General features: G+C 56.3%; 11 protein-coding genes. All 11 read right to left on the reverse strand.

The window, feature by feature from the left end:
- Nucleotides 1–507 precede the first annotated feature (507 nt).
- Nucleotides 508–948, reverse strand: a complete 441-nt coding sequence (locus tag JIN84_RS17285; protein WP_200352320.1) for a hypothetical protein — start codon at nucleotides 946–948, stop codon at nucleotides 508–510.
- Nucleotides 945–4,100, reverse strand: a complete 3,156-nt coding sequence (locus JIN84_RS17290; protein ID WP_200352321.1) for an efflux RND transporter permease subunit — start codon at nucleotides 4,098–4,100, stop codon at nucleotides 945–947. Before JIN84_RS17290 ends, JIN84_RS17285 begins: the two co-directional genes overlap by 4 nt.
- Nucleotides 4,101–4,106: 6 nt before the next feature.
- Nucleotides 4,107–4,820: a permuted SH3 domain-containing protein gene (locus tag JIN84_RS17295; protein ID WP_200352322.1), complete on the reverse strand. Its 714-nt coding sequence runs from the start codon at nucleotides 4,818–4,820 to the stop codon at nucleotides 4,107–4,109.
- A 7-nt stretch (nucleotides 4,821–4,827) separates the two neighbouring features.
- Complete coding sequence (locus JIN84_RS17300) at nucleotides 4,828–6,189, reverse strand: TolC family protein (RefSeq protein ID WP_200352323.1); 1,362 nt, start codon at nucleotides 6,187–6,189, stop codon at nucleotides 4,828–4,830.
- A gap of 64 nt (nucleotides 6,190–6,253) precedes the next feature.
- Nucleotides 6,254–6,601: a hypothetical protein gene (locus JIN84_RS17305; protein WP_200352324.1), complete on the reverse strand. Its 348-nt coding sequence runs from the start codon at nucleotides 6,599–6,601 to the stop codon at nucleotides 6,254–6,256.
- Between the two features lie 676 nt (nucleotides 6,602–7,277).
- A complete protein-coding gene (locus tag JIN84_RS17310) occupies nucleotides 7,278–10,694 on the reverse strand; it encodes an efflux RND transporter permease subunit (RefSeq protein WP_425602305.1) in 3,417 nt (1,138 codons plus the stop codon).
- Nucleotides 10,670–12,361 carry an efflux RND transporter periplasmic adaptor subunit gene (locus tag JIN84_RS17315; protein WP_200352326.1) on the reverse strand — a complete coding sequence of 564 codons (1,692 nt, stop codon included), beginning with the start codon at nucleotides 12,359–12,361 and terminating at the stop codon, nucleotides 10,670–10,672. Before JIN84_RS17315 ends, JIN84_RS17310 begins: the two co-directional genes overlap by 25 nt.
- A 7-nt stretch (nucleotides 12,362–12,368) precedes the next feature.
- Nucleotides 12,369–13,604 carry a TolC family protein gene (locus JIN84_RS17320; protein ID WP_200352327.1) on the reverse strand — a complete coding sequence of 412 codons (1,236 nt, stop codon included), beginning with the start codon at nucleotides 13,602–13,604 and terminating at the stop codon, nucleotides 12,369–12,371.
- Between the two features lie 110 nt (nucleotides 13,605–13,714).
- Nucleotides 13,715–14,242, reverse strand: coding sequence for a hypothetical protein (locus JIN84_RS17325; protein ID WP_200352328.1), 528 nt, complete (start codon nucleotides 14,240–14,242; stop codon nucleotides 13,715–13,717).
- Entirely contained in the window at nucleotides 14,214–14,834 is a 621-nt protein-coding gene (locus JIN84_RS17330; protein ID WP_200352329.1) for a DUF2231 domain-containing protein, read from the reverse strand. Before JIN84_RS17330 ends, JIN84_RS17325 begins: the two co-directional genes overlap by 29 nt.
- Nucleotides 14,835–14,994: 160 nt before the next feature.
- On the reverse strand, nucleotides 14,995–15,462 hold the full coding sequence (locus JIN84_RS17335; RefSeq protein WP_200352330.1) for a DUF3347 domain-containing protein: 468 nt from the start codon (nucleotides 15,460–15,462) through the stop codon (nucleotides 14,995–14,997).
- Nucleotides 15,463–15,551: the final 89 nt, after the last annotated feature.

Here is a 15,551-nt window from a genome sequence, read left to right on the forward strand (position 1 = left end):
CGCGGCACTCGACGTTACCGTGGTAATGGGCGAAGCTGCGGCAACCATGATGCTGGAGGCGATGAGAAGTAATGTTTTCATTGTTTTTATTCTATGAGATTAAGATGGTGTTTTCCGGGCATTGAAAGGCCCGGCCGAAAGAAATCTCAAACGGCTTTGGTGGGGGAAGCAATGGCCGCGGACGCCAGCTGGTAAAATCCTTCGACTCCTCCATTCGTTCAGGGGGAAGTTTTCCTCGCAGCGCGTTTGCGACGTTGAGCCACAAACAAGCCATCTGATGCGGAGGAGCCAGGCAACAAGGAAGAGATTTTTTGCAGTCGCAATGCGGGCATCCTTGCTTTTCCGAGGATCGATCTCCGAACCGACAACAATTCCCGACCGGCTCCGAAGTCACGGGCACACGAGTTGGCATCGATGTCACAAACATCGAAAAAGCCAACAGGAATGCCAGAACGTAAGACACTATCAAAGAATCGGCGAAGGTGATCGGAAGTCAAACTGGGACGTTCATTCGTCACAGATGCATGCGTATTCAGCATTGCTGCATTTCTTACAAACCGAAAGATCAAGCGGGATGCGGAAATTCTTCGACTTCGCATCGGCTGCGGTTTTGACCTGAACGACGACCGTGTAATGCTCGCCTTCAGGAAGAGGTGTTCTTGATACGAACAATTCTCCTTTTTTCTCGAATTCCACCTTCACCTTGCCTGACGGGGCTTCCGCGGTGGCAGTCACCGTTTGTGCCGAAAGAGACTGGGGCTTCAGGTCGGCGTCATAAAACGCGATGCTGACGGTGCGGTCCTTCTCAACGAAGAATTCGGCATTCTGTTTTTCGAGTTCCAAGACCCGGCCTTTGCGCGGACCGGCCTTGACTGCTGCGTCCGCAAGAGCGCTGCCCGCACAGGCGAGGAACAACGCGGCGGAGAGGATTGTTTTCAGTGTTTTCATGCTTCGATTGGTATTTGGTTTCTAGGTTTGGTTTTTCTCTCCAGCCACTCGTAGAGCAAGGGCACCACAAGCAGGGTGAGGAAAGTGGAGGTTACGATTCCGCCGATGACGACGGTTGCGATAGGCCGCTGGACCTCGGCACCCGCGCCAGTGGCTATCGCCATCGGCAGGAATCCGAGCGAGGCAACGAGCGCGGTCATCAATTTGGGTCGCAGGCGTGTCAGGGTGCCTTCAACCACCGCCTCACGAAGGCCTTTGCCTTCCTCGCGCAACTGGTTGATGAATGAAATCAGCATGATGCCATTGAGCACGGCGATTCCGCTGAGTGCGATGAAGCCGACCGCCGCCGATATTGTAAATGGCATCCCGCGCAGCCAGAGGGCGAAGATCCCGCCTGTCACTGCCAGCGGCACGCAGAAGAAGATCAGAACCGCCTGCCGCAGCGATCCGAAGCTCAGGAAGATCAGCACGAAGATCAAAACGAGGGCGAGGGGCACGACGATCATCAACCGCTGCTTGGCCTCCATCAGGTTCTTGAATTGGCCGCCGAATTCGAAGTAGTAGCCATCGGGGAATCTGACCCTTTCGTGAATCAGCTTGGAGGCTTCCGCGACGAAGCCCGCCGTATCACGCCCGCGCACATTGATCAGCACCGAGACCCGTCGCTGGGTATCTTCGCGAGCGATTTGATTTACCTGTTCCACCAGCTTGACCTTCGCAACCTGCCCCAGGGCGAGCATCGATCCATCTTCGGTGCGGAGCGGCAATCTTTCCATCGCTGCCATGTCCTCGCGGCGATCTTCTGCGAGACGCACAACAATAGGAGTCCGTTGATTGCCTTCGATCATCGTTCCGACTTCACCACCAGCCAGCGCGGTTTCAATCAACCTGTTGAGATCGTCTGCGTGGACGTTGAATTTTTGCATCGCCTCGCGGTCAGGCTGGATCTCGATCATCGGGACTTTGCCGATCGCATCAAATTCGGTTTCAGCACCGCCGGGCATGCTATTGAGAACCTGCCTTACTTCACCTGCGAGACGCTCCAACTCATCATAGCTGGGGCCATAAATTTTACAGAGAAGATCCGCCCGCGATCCGGCCATGATTTCGTTGAAGCGCATTTGAATGGGCTGCGAAACGAGAATGTTCTGTCCCGGCACTTGCTGGAGAAGCCGGCGACGCATCATTTCCCCCAGTTCCTCCTTCGTGATGGTTTTGCCATCAATGAGCGGCCACTTTTCCTTCGGATGCAGCATCACGTAAGTGTCCGAGACGTTCGGTCCCATCGGATCTGATGCGACCTCGGCTGTTCCGATTCGTGAGAAAACGTCCCTGACTTCCGGAAACTCGCGTCGGATAATGGCCTCCGATTGCTTCTGCAAATCAACCGACGAAGTAAGCCCCGCACTGCTGCTTCGGATCAGTTGGAATGTGAAGTCACCCTCATCGAGTTGGGGAATGAACTCCGATCCGAGTTTTGAAAAGATGAAAAGTGAAAAGCCGAATAGCGCCACCATTGGCAGGACCACGAGCCAACGGAAACGCAGGCCGAAATTCAGAAGTGGTGTGTAGATTCGCTTCACCAGCGTCACCAGCCAGTTGTCCTTTTCCTTGATATTGCCGCCGAGCAGAAAGGAACAGAGCACCGGCATCAGGGTCACGGCTAGAACCAGTGAACCGGCAAGGGCCAGCATCACAACAATCGCCATCGGTTTGAACATTTTCCCTTCAATCCCTTGGAGAGCGAGAATCGGCAGGTAGACAACCGTGATGATCAATACCCCGAAAAACATCGGGTTTGCCACCTCTTTGGCCGAACGTAGAACTTCACGCGTCCGTTCCGCTGGTGTCAGTTTCCTGCCGAGGCTGTGTTGTTTCTCTCCCAAGTGCCTGACGATGTTCTCCACCATCACGACCGCGCCATCGATGATGAGGCCGAAATCGACCGCTCCCAAGCTCATCAGGTTGCCGGAGACACCCATGCGGACCATGCCGGTCATTGCAAAGAGCATTGATAGCGGGATGACCAGTGCGACGATAAACGCGGCACGGAAGTTACCGAGCAACAGGAATAGAACGACAATTACGAGAATCGCACCTTCCGTGAGATTTCTCTCAACGGTGTGGATCGTGCGGTTGACGAGTTCGCTGCGGTCATAGACAGGCTTGATCATCACGCCCAGCGGTAGTTTCTCCTGAATTTCTTCGAGTTTGGCCCTTACCGATCCTGCAACCAAGCGGGTGTTTTCTCCGGCGAGCATGATTGCCGCGCCAATGAGTGCTTCATCGCCCTCGTGGGTGCTGGCTCCCGTTCTGAATGAAGATCCGATTCCCACGGTGGCGACGTCACTCAAAAGGATGGGTTTGATACCTGCTCCGAATTTAAGAGGGAGCTTGGCGATTTCCTCGGCGGACGTCACCCGTGTGGGGGCACGCACGATCAACTGTTCTCCGCCGATTTCCACATATCCGCCACCGGCATTGTTGGTATTCTGTTCTACGATCTCGGCAAGGTTGCTGAGTGAAAGGCCGGACGCCGCCAACTTGGCGGGATCGGGTTGGATCACCAGTTGCCGTTCGTAACCACCGCTGGTGTTCACTTCCGCCACACCCACCGTGCCGCGCAAAAGTGGTTTCACCGTGTATTCTTGGATCTGACGAAGCGCCATCAGCTGTTCATCCCGGCTGGCGGGTTTGTCCTGGGCGTCCGGTTTGTAGTCCAGAGTGTAGTAGAAGATTTCCCCAAGTCCGGTTGCGATGGGAGCCAGCTTTGGCGAAAGGCCTTTGGGCAGATCGTCCAAAACACCTTGCAGACGTTCGGTCACCAGTTGCCGTGTCCGGTAAAGATCCACCCCATCCTTGAAAGTCATCGTCACCTGTGAGAGGCCGAATTTCGACAATGACCTGAGTTCGACCATTTCGGGTAGTCCGGCCATTTCACTTTCAATCGGGAAGCTTACCAGCTTCTCAACCTCTTCCGGAGCGAGAGCGGGAACAGCGGTATTGATCTGCACCTGCGGGTTGGTGATGTCCGGCACCGCGTCAATCGGCAGCCGGATCATCGCCCATACACCCACAGCCAGCAGGACAACGGTGCCAAGGAGCACTGCCACGCGCTGGCGCATGACAAAATCTAACAAATGGTTCAGCATGTGCGTTTAATGTCCGCAGGTGCAGGCCTTGCCACCGCGGAGCACTTGCAGCTCCGCCATCCAAAGCGATTTGACCGGTGTGGTGACGACTTGATCGCCCGCGTAGAGACCGTCAACGATCTCGATGGAACGGTCATTGCTTGCTCCGATTTTGACGGGGGTGCGAATGAAGAACTTGCCGTTGACCGTGTAAACGAAAGTGCCTTCCGCTGTTTTGAGAAGGGCGCTGGGTGGAATCACCGGGACCTCAGATTCACCAATCTTGTGAAGCTGCGCGCCAAGTGCTTCACCCGTCGTCAAATCACTTTCGGTCGAAATGGTGATTTCATGGTCCGACAGTGAGGCGAGTGGCATTGACTGTACACGGGAGATTTTTCCTTTCCGGATTTCACCGGACGAAGTGTTTAGCTCTATTTCCATTCCCTCGGCGGCAATCGCAGCCTGTGCCGGTGTGATCCAGCCCGACGCTGAATTTTTTGAATTTGCCGTCAATTTGATGGAGGTGGACGAATCAACTTTATCCTCCGCAACATCCTCAACCTTCAGGCCGATGGATCTTTGCATTTGATCGGTCAGCGACAGGCCTTCGCCCGCCTTGAACTGTGCTCCGTTTTCGACGGGTTTCTCGGTCGCTGCCGCTTCGGACTTCTGGCATGAGGAATTGAGGGCCGCGGTGGAAACAATCGCGGCTACGGTGAGGATCAGTGAGTAATTTTTCATGGTATGATTATTTTGATTTGGCAACAAGAGCAGGCGCTCCAACGAGTTGTTCGAGATCAATGGAGGCACGAAGGACTTCAAGCCGTGTGGTGTTGATCGCTTCGGTCGCCTCCAGGTATTTCTCCTGCATTTCGAGGTAGGTCGTAAGCGGAACCGCGCCCAAACGATAATGGCGGTCTGCGAGTGTGGCAGCTTCGGCAAATGATTGGAGAGCGCCAGGTTTCCAACCATCGAGCCTCTTTTGCTGTGCGCCCAGCAGCATCCAGGCTTCGGTCAATTCACGCTCGACCTCGCGGAAGGTCGTTTGCAATGACGCTTCCGCTTGCATTTTCCGGGCCTCGCTTGAGGAGACCGCCGCTTTGCCGTTGTCCCAAACGGGAAGCGGCATCGACAAGGAAAGGCCGACCACGGTTTCCCGGTCGCCCGCCTTCTCTTGTGAAAAATTAGGCCCGACGGTGAAGGTGGGATATTGCTCGTTTTTCGAAAGGGCTACTTTCAAACCCTGTTGTTCTAGTTCGGCACGCCTCACACGGAGATCGAAGTTGTTCCGGGCCGCCTGGTTGAGAAGAGAAACCAGTTCTTGTTGCTTCGGCGCTGGAAACTCGGTGCGTTTCACCTGCAATGGCGAGTCAGCACGACGTCCCATCAGTTGGTTGAGTTCCAGAAGAGCCTTTTGCATTTCAACCGCCGCTTCACCGGCCCGGCGTTGGATGGATACCTCGGAGGCTTCGATGATTTTCGCCTCCAGCATCGGAGCCACGCCGCCTGGTTCGCGTTGGACAATCACCTCCTTAACTGCGGTGAAACGATCCGAAACCTCTGCCGCCGCCGAGGCATTTTCCTGCTGAGTGGCCAAAGCGTAAGCGAGGAATTTCACTCTTGCGGCAAGAAATGCCCTGAACCTATCAAGGCCCAGTTCGGCAAGCGCGGTGTCGCGGTTGGCAATCGCCTTGCGAAGTCCCAGCCTGCCTGGCCATTCAACGGGTTGCATCAGAGCGACGGAGTAGGCAAGGCCCTCTGATCGGGCATCGCCTCCTGAAACGCTCTTCCTGCCAAGGCTGAGGTCCAGTTCCGGATTGCCAAGGCGTCCCGCTGTCTTTTGAGACGATTTCGCGACATCGATTTCGGCGCGGTAAAACTGAATTTCGGGATTACGAGCCAAGGTGATGCTCACGAGTCCGTCGATTGTCATCGGGACTGGTTGCGGGTCGGCAAAGGCAACGGATGCCAGCGAAAAAATAGAGAGGATGCCATGCCAGAGCGGCAATCGTAGGCATCGGGACGCGGAGAGATTATGAAGGTTCATCAACGAACGAAATAAGATCAGGAATAATTGAAAAAGAAGGACATCCGGCAAAATTGCGGACACGATACGTCAAAAATTTGACGTAAAAAAGAGCATGCCTCAACGATGAGGATGCTCCAGGCCTTTTTCAGATATTCCAGATTTCAAGCAACGCTCGTCGCAGCCCCGGCTTATCAGGGCCACGAATTGGTGCACCCGGAACAAATGCCGGCTCGATCTCCGCGATAGGGCAAACTGGGGCCACAATCAAAGAAGGAAGTTCAAAGAACAAGGTGGGTGGAAAAGGACGCGGCTGCGAGGCTTCGGGGGTGTGGGGCAGCCCCTCGACATCCATGCAGCACGATTCACCATCCTTGCCGCAATCCGGGCAACATTTCAGCTTGTGGTTAGAGGTTTCGCCGTAAGACGTGAAGCCTTCGTGAACCCCGTGCTCAAGGAAACAGACACGAATGGGCCCGGCTGCTGCGGGAATCATGATCCCGAAACATACCAAAAGCAGCGTTGCCAGTAGCCGTTGCACTGAGACCCTTTTCATGCCTCTAGGAGGCGGAGGTCAAGAGGATATTCCGAAAATATTCAGCGGATAACTGCCGCCGGTTACAGCCTGCGAGATCCTCGCAAATTTAAACGGGCGGGCGACTTGCGCCGGGATTCCCTCCGTCACTTTGCTCTTAAAAGTCGTGCTCATGTTTCTTGCCCGAGTCGGGCTATGGCAAGTCTTCGCCTCGCTAGCTCTTTCTTTTCGGAGTCGATCGTTTTTGCGCGCCCTCGCGAAATAGCGCTTCCGAAATTCTGTTCCCCCATTGTTGATTCCGCATTTCTTCAGACAGCGGAAGTCAATCGAATCTGAAGGATTGCGAAGAGCCTGTAAGAATTTCTTTCTCAGCGTCGCAGAATCGATCCCGGCTAAGTCGCAGACCATTTCGAGATCACTTCCCTCATCGTTCTGGTCCATCAGCCAATGCACGGCTTCGTCACGCGCCTTGATCGCAGCCTTTTTCCGACTTTGGCTGGTGGCATTGATGATGCCTCAGGTGAATGACTTTGTGACCCACATTGAGCCCTTTCGTCCGTCCACGCAGCCAATCTGGAGGAAAGTCAAAAAATATTGCGCGAACTACTTTCCCTCCAGGGATGCAATGTGGAATAAGTCACGGCTTTTCATGGATTGTGGTATTGAGTGACGCGTGGAGAGTGCCTTTTTTTAACTCACGTCCGCGCAACCAGAGGAAAATCACCGGGGTAACGATGAGGATATGGAGCAAGCTGGAAATCATACCACCGATGACCGGCGTGGCTAATGGCTTCATGATTTCCGCACCCTGGCGATGGCTCCACATGATCGGCATCAGGCTCGCAACGATGGTGGCGACGGTCATGACCTTCGGCCGAAGGCGCAGCCGGGCACCGTCTTTCACTGCTTGCACGAGGTCCTCGTAGGTGAAAGCCGCGCCCTTCTCCGCGAGGCGGGCTTTCACTGTTTCCTCCAGATAGACGACCATCACGACGCCCGTTTGCACGGCGGTTCCGAACAATGCGATGTAGCCGACCCAAACCGCGCCATTGAAATTGTAGCCTAGCAGTTTCTGCAAGAGCACGCCACCGCTCAGGGCGAAGGGCACGGCGAGCATCACGTGAGCCGCTTCCAAGGCACTGTGGTAGACGAAGTAGAGAAGGACGAATATCACAATCAGCACCAGCGGGAAGACGAGCACCATGGTCTTGGTGAAACGACGCTGGTTCTCGAACTCGCCGGTCATTTTGTAAGTCATGCCTTCCAAGTCGATGGTCTTGAGCTTCCGCTCGATTTCCTCGACGAAGCCGCCAAGATCGCGGTCTTGCACGTTGGCTTGGACATAGGAGCGAAGCAGGCCGTTCTCAGAGGCGATCTCATTTGCCCCGATCTCGCGGGTGATCTTGGCGACCATCCCGAGCGGTATGTAGGGAACCGTCTCGCTCCCTCCGCCGGTAGCCATGGCCGGGGCTGCCGCAGCCCCACCGCCACCGCCCATGCCTCCCATACCACCGGCAGGTGCGGATGGCGCGGCGCTCATGCCGGGCTTCGCCGCGACAAGTATCCGGCTGAGTTTCTCGATGTCATCGCGCTCGCTGCGCTGGACCCGGATCTGGATGGGGAAACGTTCCCGACCTTCGATGGTGGTGCTGACGTTTTTCCCACCGATGGAAATCTCGACGGCGTCCAGCACGTCCTTCGCGCTGAGGCCATAGCGTGCCATTGCCTGGCGATCCACCTTGATGTTGAGGTAGGGCTTTCCCTGCACGCGTGAGGCGGAAACTCCGGTGGCCCCGTCGATGCCATTCACAAGTTTCTCGATCTCGAAGGCCTTGCGTTGGATCTTGTCGAGATTGTCGCCGTAGATTTTCACACCGACTTGGGCGCGAATTCCCGTATAGAGCATGAGGATGCGGTTCTCGATGGGCTGGAGAAAAGCTGGAACGTAACCCGGGACCTCCTTCATTTTTTCAGTTAGCTCCGCCTTGAGCTTCTCGACGGTCATGCCGTCGCGCCAGTCAGGGTTGCGCTTCACCCGGAATTTGCCGTTCGGGATGTATTCCGGTTTGAGCATGATGGTGGTTTCCAACATTTCGGTGGGAGCTGGATCGGTGGCGGTTTCGAAACGACCGAGCTTACCCGCTACCGAGGCCACTTCGGGAACTTCGCTGATGACCTTGTCCTGCCACGACATGACACGCTGGATTTCCTTGAGACCGGTCTTGGGCATCATCACCGGCATGTAGAGCAGGCTGCCCTCGTTGAGCGGCGGCATGAATTCCTTGCCGAAGCCAGTGACCAGATCGGCGGTGCGCTCATAACCCCTGTCGTGGATTCGTTTCACCCATGACCTAGGAAGACCGAAGGCGGTAATCAGAGAAACGGTCAGAATCAGCAATGCAGTGGTAACGACTGTTACCCGGTGCTTGAGCGCCCAGTTCAGCGTGGGTTCATAGAGACGGAGAAGGAACTTCATCACGATGTTCTTGTCCTCGGAATGGAAGGGTCCGCGCACGAGCAGCGAACAGAGCACCGGCACCAGGGTAACGGCTAACAGCGTGGAACCGATCATCGCGAAGGTCTTGGTGAAGGCCAACGGATGGAAGAGTTTTCCTTCCTGTCCGGTGAGTGCGAACACTGGAACAAATGCGAGGATGATGATCGCCATAGCAAAGAAAATGGGCCTACCCACTTGCTTGCAGGCAACCAACGTGGTTTCCCACGTTTCCCTACGGGTGAGGACGCTGCCTTTTTCGTCCTCCGCCTTTTCGCAATGGCGCAAAACGTTTTCGGTCACGACGATGGCCGCGTCCACCAGCACGCCAATGGCGATCGCGATGCCGGTGAGTGACATGATGTTGCTGGTGATGTCGAATTCCTTCATCAATAGGAACGAGATCAGAATGGAGATCGGCAATGGCAGCGTGACGATGAGGATGCTCCGGAAGTGCCACAGGAAAATGATGTGGGCCAGGGTCACCAAAATGATTTCCTCCAACAACGCGTGCTTCAGGGTGCCGATGGTGTTGTCGATGAGTTCACTGCGATCATAGAACGACCTGATGGTGATACCGGGCGGCAGGCTCGGAGCGATCTGCGCGATCTTTTCCTTCACCCGCTCGATGACTGCCTTGGCGTTCTCACCGGTGCGCATGACCACCGTACCGCCGACCGCTTCGTGGCCGTTGATGTCGAGTGCGCCACGCCGGAAGTCACCGCCGATCTGGACGGTCGCGATGTCCTTCAGATAGATCGGGGTGCCTTCCATGGCTTTGACCGTTACTAGCTCCAGGTCTTCGGGACTGGTGATGAGGCCGATGCCACGCAACACGAATTCCGCGCCGTTTTCCTCGACAACCTTTCCGCCGACGTTGAGGTTGGCGTTCTGGACGGCGGTCATGACCTCCATCATCGTGACGTTGGCGGCTCGCATCTTGGTTGATGAAAGCTCGATCTGATACTGCTTCACAAAGCCGCCGATGCTGGCGACTTCCGCCACGCCCTGCACGCTGGCGAGCTGATAGCGGACGTACCAATCCTGCACTGAGCGGAGCTTCGCAAGATCGTAGCCGCCGTTTTCCGCCTTCCCGGGATCGACGTGGAGATAATACTGATAGACCCAGCCGAGACCCGAGGCGTCGGGGCCGAGTTGTGGCGTCACGCCTTGCGGCATCGCGCTCTGGAGGAAGTTCAACCGCTCCAGCACGCGGGTTCGCGCGAAGTAGGTGTCCACTCCCTCTTCGAAAATGATCGTGCTCAGCGAGAACCCGAACATGGACGTGGCGCGGACTTCCTTCACTCCGCTGAGACCTTGCAAGCCGGTGGTAAGCGGATAGGTCACCTGGTCCTCCACTTCCTGCGGACCGCGCCCTGCCCAGTCAGCATAGACCAAAACCTGGTTCTCCGTAAGGTCTGGAATGGCATCCACGGGTGTCAGGTAAACCGCCCGGACTCCCATCGCGATGAGCAGCAAGGTCCCGCAGGCGACGAGGAACCTGTTTTTCAGGCTCCATTCGATGATTCGTTCAATCATGGCTTGATCTCCTTTCCGCATTCAGACATCGCGGCGCCGAAGAACGGGTTGTTTCCCGGTCTGCCGTTGGTTTGAATCCAACGCCCCTTTTTAGGTGCTCCGGGGACTGCCCGATCAACCATCGGACATTCCCAAACTTGCAGTTCCGGGAAACCTGTCGCATGGCGCATTGGTTCCAGGACGGACGTTGCGGCCATGATGAATTTGTGGAACGCCGCGCGTGCCGGCTTCAGGTCCACAAAGCCGTGGAAGTGCCTCGCGTTGCTTAAAGCTGCGAGGCTTTCTTTCGTGCCGGATATATTGGCGAGAGATTCCGTGAGACTGGCGGTCGTGCTCATCGCGGGTTCGCTGGCCTTGTTGAAAGCGGCAAGATCGTCGGCGGAAAGGGCCGCCGCCATGGCATCGGCAACCTTGATGAAATTTTGAATAGCCTCTCGTTGAGGGGTGGTCAGGGCTTCGGTCATCACTACCGGCATCTGCTCGGTGGCGGGTGACATGAAGGCGCGGTTCATTTCCGCCTGGCCGTCGATGAGGAGGTTGCCGTTGGTGACGACCTTGTCTCCAGCCTTCAATCCTGATAGAATTTCGACGAGCTTGTCGCCGCGGCGGCCGAGTTTTACGGGCGTCTGGGCGTAGGCACCTCCATTCTGGTCGATGTAAACCACCGCTTCCGGACCCGTCTGGATGATCGACGAACGCGGAACGGTTAGCACCGGAGGCGCATCCACCTTCACCGCTCCGTCGGCGTAGAGCTTGTGCAAAAGTTCGCGACGGCCATCGACCTTGGGATTGGGCAGCTCCACGCGGACTTTCGTGGACCGGGTGGATTCCTCGAAGTTCGGGTCGATGAAAGTGATCTTTCCCTCGAAAGATTTTCCCGGAAGCGACGGAGTCGTGACGGTGACGGTTTGGCCGATCTTGATCCACGGCAAATCCTGTTCGTAGGCGCGGAACATAAACCACATGGTTGAAAAATCAGCGAGTTCAAACAGCTTTTCACCGGCGGTCACGTACTGTCCTTCATAGACACTCTGACCGACGACGGTGCCACCGATGGGGGAGAGAATCTGAGAATTCAGGGAGTCGGCGGATTTGTCAGCAACGGCCTCGATCTGTTCGCGAGTGAGGCCCATCTGGCGGAGACGAAGTGCGGTGTTTTTCTTCAAATCACCGGTGAGCTGCCGGTATTCCCGCTCGGCTTGAAGTAGATTTGGGCTGTAGTAATCGACAAGCGGTTGGCCGCCCTCCACTTCGGCTCCCATGTAATTCACATGCAACTTGTCCACGCGGCCATCGACATAGGCGGAAATGATGCGATGCCGCGTTGCGTCGTCGTCAACCATCCCTGCGACTTGAAGCGTGTGGACCAAGGGCTGGACCTTCGCCTCATCCGTTTGGACGTGGAGAACCTGGATTTGTGTCTGCGTGAGAGCCACGGTGTTCCCCCCGCCTGTGGCATCGAAGCCCTTCTCACCGGCATATACCGGCGTGAGTTCCATGCCGCAAATGGTGCAGCGCCCGGGTTTGTCGCTCTTGATCCACGGGTGCATGGCACTTTGATAGAAGATCGGCTCGCGCTCGGCGGTGCCGGACGATGTGGCTGGATTCGGTGACATGCGCCCCCTGAGCAGCCAAGTCCCGCCGATCGCCAGCGTCGCGGTGATTAGAATAGTGATGAATGTTTTCATGATCGTGTTAGCGGCGGTTGGGAACGAGCAAGTTGAGTTCTTCGATCGCCGCAAGTTGCATAGCGACGAAGCGGCGTTGTTCGAGACGGATGGAAAAGAGCATGCGGTTGGAGTCGAGCAGATCGGTGAGTGGGGACTTGGAGCTGATCCAGGAACCTTCGACCGCCTGCGTGGCAGAGAGGGCGCGTTGGTAGATCTCGCCTGAGTAGGCGCGTGCCTGGGCGGCGGCGTTGGCGGCATCGGTGGCGGCGGCGAGCACACCGGACGCCACTTCCAGCCGAGTCGCCTCGATGTCCCTGACTGCGGCCTTCTCGCGAAGCTGCGAGGCTTCGATCTTGGCGGTGTAAGAACCACGGTTGAAATACGGCAGACTCATTTTCAAGCCCACCGAGGCGCTGCGGAAATCGCCACCGGAGTAGAGATCGGTATCGACTGCCACGGAGAATTGAGGGAGACGTTCACGGTCTGCGATCCGTGTTTCGGCGTTTGCCGCAGACGCCATTTCCTTCATCGAAAGGACTTTGGGATTGACATAAGGAATGCGTGCTATCTCCGCGCTGGCGACCGGCACCGGTGGGGGCGTGGCGGAGAGCCGCAGGGCGGGCCATGGCGATTCCAGTGGCCGACCGAGTCTCAGGTTGAGGCTCCGGGCAACGCTCTCACGGGTGCGGCGGGCAGCTTCCAAAATCTGTTTTTCACGGGCGAGTTCGCTTTCCAGGCGTAGCGCGTCGATACTGGTAGCGTCGGGATTTTGAGCCATCTGACGCGCGTTCTGAGTCATCGAATTGAGCCATTGGATCTGGGTGGTCTGAAGCGAGATGGATTCATCCGCGAGGGCCAACTCGATGGCATCCCTCGCAGCAGCCGCGCCGACTTCGAGCGACGAAGAGCGGGAATTTTCCAGCTCAGCCCTCCGCATGGCTTCAGCTTTTGCGAGGTTGGCGGCAAACATTCCGGGCTTCGGCAACGGCTGTTCGAAACCAATGCGGATGTCGCCATCATCCTGACGCATCATCTTTTCGGCGGCCATTAAGGAAAGCCCCACCATCGGATCCTCCCATAGGCGGACACCCCGGATGTCGCGGGCTGCAGCGGTGGCGCGGAGTTTTGCGGAATTTGCCGCAGGATGGTTTTGCGCGGCCTCTTTGCGCAGCGACGAGAGGAATACCTCGTTAACGAGTTTGGATTCCTGCGCTTGCAGCAGGCTCCCGGCCAGGTAGAGACCAGTTAAAATGGGAATCATTGATTTCATAAGTCATGTGAGTCATTGGAGGAATTTCCAAATGCCCGTCCTCGACCGCGAATTGGGGCGGCGCAGATGGACGGGCGTAGTACGCCTGTCAGGACGCGGACTCAGATGACAAATCGGCAGAAGGCCACGGAAAGCGGCACTCCTTCAAACGCACAACGGGTGTCGGTTTGAGAAGCAGCGAATACGACCAATGTTTCCGACTGAGGATTAGTTGGCGAGTCCAAGCTCGCCGGCTCCGATACTTTTGAAACGAGCCATTTCAGATCAACTCCCGCAGGAATCAGCGGACTTGGCTTTTGATCCGGGTCGCTTTCCTTCGCACAAGGGCAAGATTGGAGACCGTCACAGCAACTCATGAACTGCCCGTTGTCGCAGGATTTCACTGGTTCCGCAGCCGGGCCAAGCTGGACTTGGGAAAGCTGGATAACCAGTCCCAGGAACAACGCGATGATTGACTTGATGGCCATTGCTACGGCAAAAATGATTTTGTGAGAGGTCGGGCAAACAACCGACAACAGTGGTAATACTCCGGCACCGGCAAAAACCCTTGGAATAATTCGAAAAATTTCAACTGCCGGAAACCAGACTCCGGACAGCTGGCTAGAATTTTTTGAGGAAGTCGGCTCCATAAACGAGGCTGGCACCGAAGTGCGCAGCGGCGGCAACGAGCCCGGCGCAAATCGTCAACGCAAAAGCCAACGCCTTCGGACCCAGCCGCTTTCTCGCGAGGGCTACCACGACAGATACAACTGCCGTGCCAGTTCCCAGCCATCGGTGCCAAAGAAGGATTTGTTCGTCGTCTCCGAAATACACGGAATCGTAAGCGTACATCCAGCCCAACGCCGCGGCGGCAATGGCACCGAAGGTTCCGAACCAAAGAAGGACGGCGACAGTGGCACTGCCACGGCCGGTGACGAGTGCATACCAGTGCACCACCATCGCCGCGAGGAGGAAGGCTATCGGGAAATGAAGCACCATTAGATGGTATTTCCCGACGTATTTGATGCTCCGATGGAGCACTGGTTCAGCGGTCACTGCCGAAGGCTCCTCCTCCAACTTATCCGTTGCAAGCGATTCCCCTGCACCGAATGCGGAGTGGCGCTGCGCAACCTCCACCTCCCCCCCTTGGCCAGCAGGTGCTCGGAATGCAAATATCAGCGCTATCAGAAACATCAGACTCAATGCCAACAGACGAGTGGGAAAATGATGGGTGGAAATCATGGAAACCGGGGATAGGGCCGAATGAACAAGGGCGGATTTCACGTTGGAGTCGCGCCCGCCGAATGAACCGGAGTTTTGCTTGGACGGACTACTCCTGAAAGGTGGTCGGGTTTACCCCGACCGCTGATCATACCTTGCGGATTGTCTTTCGGTGATGTGGCTATTTCGACATCACCATTTTTCCACAATGAGGCATCTTGGCACCAAGGTAGGGATTCTGGACTTCATCAGCCGACTTCTGAAGCCAGTTGGCTCCTTTGTCGCCGAAGGCCATCGGGCAGTTCATTTCGTGCATCATCTTTTTCTCCTTCGCAACAGGGATGGCGGCATCGCTCAGCGCTTTGAAATGAGTGCGAGCTTCCTCGATGTTCTTGCTGTCGACGATGGATTGGCAATGTTTGGCCATCGCGCTGTCCTTGTCGTGCTTCACCATGCCGTCAGCCGCCTTCTTCGCCGCTGCCAGATCATCTTTATAAAGCGCGGTCGATACGGCCGCATAGCCTTCCAGCATGTGATCCGCGTGACCTTCCTTGGTGGTTCCTTCGTGTTGGGGTTCCGCTGCTGATAGCGTCGGGTTCGCGAGAACGAATCCAAGCAGACTGAATGCAAGTGCTAATGTCGGTTTCATTTTGATAATGGTTGTTGGTTTTTCCCGCCTCTTTGGATGGGCGGTTTCCCGTAATAACCCGCCCTGCTCGGAAACCCTTGAAAATTATA

The organism is Luteolibacter yonseiensis, from assembly GCF_016595465.1.
GTDB lineage: Bacteria > Verrucomicrobiota > Verrucomicrobiia > Verrucomicrobiales > Akkermansiaceae > Luteolibacter > Luteolibacter yonseiensis.

What these genes read in the sequence shown, in the direction of transcription:
- JIN84_RS17285 (WP_200352320.1), bottom strand. Translation starts at nt 948, where the DNA reads ATGAAAACACTGAAAACAATCCTCTCCGCCGCGTTGTTCCTCGCCTGT.
- JIN84_RS17290 (WP_200352321.1), bottom strand. Translation starts at nt 4,100, where the DNA reads ATGCTGAACCATTTGTTAGATTTTGTCATGCGCCAGCGCGTGGCAGTG.
- JIN84_RS17295 (WP_200352322.1), bottom strand. Translation starts at nt 4,820, where the DNA reads ATGAAAAATTACTCACTGATCCTCACCGTAGCCGCGATTGTTTCCACC.
- JIN84_RS17305 (WP_200352324.1), bottom strand. Translation starts at nt 6,601, where the DNA reads ATGATTCCCGCAGCAGCCGGGCCCATTCGTGTCTGTTTCCTTGAGCAC.
- JIN84_RS17310 (WP_425602305.1), bottom strand. Translation starts at nt 10,694, where the DNA reads ATGCGGAAAGGAGATCAAGCCATGATTGAACGAATCATCGAATGGAGC.
- JIN84_RS17315 (WP_200352326.1), bottom strand. Translation starts at nt 12,361, where the DNA reads ATGAAAACATTCATCACTATTCTAATCACCGCGACGCTGGCGATCGGC.
- JIN84_RS17320 (WP_200352327.1), bottom strand. Translation starts at nt 13,604, where the DNA reads ATGATTCCCATTTTAACTGGTCTCTACCTGGCCGGGAGCCTGCTGCAA.
- JIN84_RS17325 (WP_200352328.1), bottom strand. Translation starts at nt 14,242, where the DNA reads ATGGAGCCGACTTCCTCAAAAAATTCTAGCCAGCTGTCCGGAGTCTGG.
- JIN84_RS17330 (WP_200352329.1), bottom strand. Translation starts at nt 14,834, where the DNA reads ATGATTTCCACCCATCATTTTCCCACTCGTCTGTTGGCATTGAGTCTG.
- JIN84_RS17335 (WP_200352330.1), bottom strand. Translation starts at nt 15,462, where the DNA reads ATGAAACCGACATTAGCACTTGCATTCAGTCTGCTTGGATTCGTTCTC.